Source organism: Thioalkalivibrio sp. ALE20 (assembly GCF_000381405.1).
Taxonomy (GTDB): Bacteria; Pseudomonadota; Gammaproteobacteria; order Ectothiorhodospirales; family Ectothiorhodospiraceae; genus Thioalkalivibrio.
Genome location: NZ_KB906474.1, coordinates 296,558 through 298,173, shown reverse-complemented (window position 1 = coordinate 298,173; position 1,616 = coordinate 296,558). Strand labels below are relative to the sequence as shown.

At 52.6% G+C, this 1,616-nt stretch carries 1 protein-coding gene and 1 pseudogene; one reads left to right on the top strand and one right to left on the bottom strand.

Annotated features, from left to right (window positions below; all coding sequences use genetic code 11):
* Window positions 1-114, top strand: a pseudogene (locus F790_RS14490) (IS5/IS1182 family transposase); the annotation flags it as partial.
* Window positions 115-389: 275 nt separating this feature from the next.
* On the opposite strand, the gene F790_RS14485 reads toward F790_RS14490, so the two are convergent.
* Entirely contained in the window at window positions 390-1,016 is a 627-nt protein-coding gene (locus tag F790_RS14485; protein ID WP_156824322.1) for a hypothetical protein, read from the bottom strand.
* Between the last annotated feature and the right edge of the window lie 600 nt (window positions 1,017-1,616).

Genomic DNA, 1,616 nt, shown 5'->3' with positions numbered 1-1,616 from the left:
TACCGCAAGGTCCGCTACCGCGGCCTCAATAAGAACACCGCGCAGCTGCACAGTCTGTTCGCCCTGGCGAACCTGTACCGCGCGCGACGATGGGGGCTCCTCACGCAGGGATAGTGTGTCTGCAGGACCGGAAATCGCCCCTGTAACCGCTCAAAACGGCGGTTACAGGGGCCAAAACAGGCCGCCGGGGCCCTGATGTCCTGCCAAACGCGCTTCGGCGGGATATGGAGCGGCATGCGGAGCCTTTGATCAGTGTTTCCTTAGGTCATCGAAACCAATCAAACATGCGTACCGGACCATATGATGGGCCATTTAAAGACACGGATACCTCACAGGCGTCTCACCACAACCAAAAAGAAAATCTCCAGATCCGACATTTTCCCTGTCACCTAGAAGAAATCATCGTCAGTCATTGATTCCCCAGGACCTGGAAAGTAATCATCATCACCCCTTTGCTCTTCCCTCGTGGCCGAGCACATGGAAACAGCACGCTCTATCGCCGCCAAAGAACCCGATAAATCGATTCTAAATGCACTCATTTCCTCTATCTTCACCCTAAGAATTTGCCCTCTCCGAATCTCGTCCACGAAATCATCTGTAATGGGCACACTGAGCGAATCTACAACACCCCTACCGTCCATGCTCTCACCCGTGGCAAGCGTTGGATGAGGCGCCTCCCATATATCATTCCGGTCAACGCGATATTGTATTAGTAAATCAATCTGACTCAAATACCCTAAGTCGCTAACACGAGCGTCGCTAAAGTGAATCACAAGAGTTGCGCCACAGCCCAACTCAGGCGCAAAATCCACGCTAACCATAATCCCATCTTCATTCGAGGGAGCTAGCGCTCGAGAACCCTGACCCAGGGGCATGGCACCCCAGTTCTCAAAGTACTCCCAATCATGCAGCCCACTGGGGCTGCTGGCTTCTGCCAATTTCGCTGTACTGAAGAGAACTAAACCGATGGTTAGTAACGCGAAAAATGCCCGATTTCCAAGTTTGAAGGTCTTCATATAAACGACTCCATCACCACCTGTGATGATCCACCCATGGTCGTTGTCTATCGCAATGTATTCCGCACACTCGACAGACTTCCGTGACCGTCACGTGTACCACCTACCAAAAGTAGCCACCGCTGTTGGTGTCTTTATCAAAGAAGGACGTCCCGATATGTTTGGCCAACTGCTCAATGTACGCCCAAAGAAAACCATCATGTGCAATATCGCAGAATGTTGGGGCCGCACTATCCCCACCAGGACGCGCCCATCGGAAAGACAAACACGCTTCATAAACGGGAGCATCTCGATAAGGCCGTATGTCCTCGATATCGATTTGCTCACGCGCCATTGTGCGGTCAACTCTTCAAGCCGAGCTTAGCCTTGTCTAGCAGCGTCCTTGCTCACGCAGTAGGCGAGCGGCTTCACACTCCGAAGGCCTTTTTTTACCACTATAGTCATTTTAGACGGATCCTGCACGGCGCGCAGCAATTCTCGGCCCGACAGAATCCTTCAACCGCATGAGTTACTGTCGAAAGTGGTGTACGGGGGGATTGAGGAAGGCGGCGTATCCGGCTGGAATGGAAGTACCACCAACCAACCAGCCCGAGGAGATAC

Coding starts and splice junctions, on each gene's coding strand:
- F790_RS14485 (WP_156824322.1), bottom strand. CDS start 1,016: ATGAAGACCTTCAAACTTGGAAATCGGGCATTTTTCGCGTTACTAACC.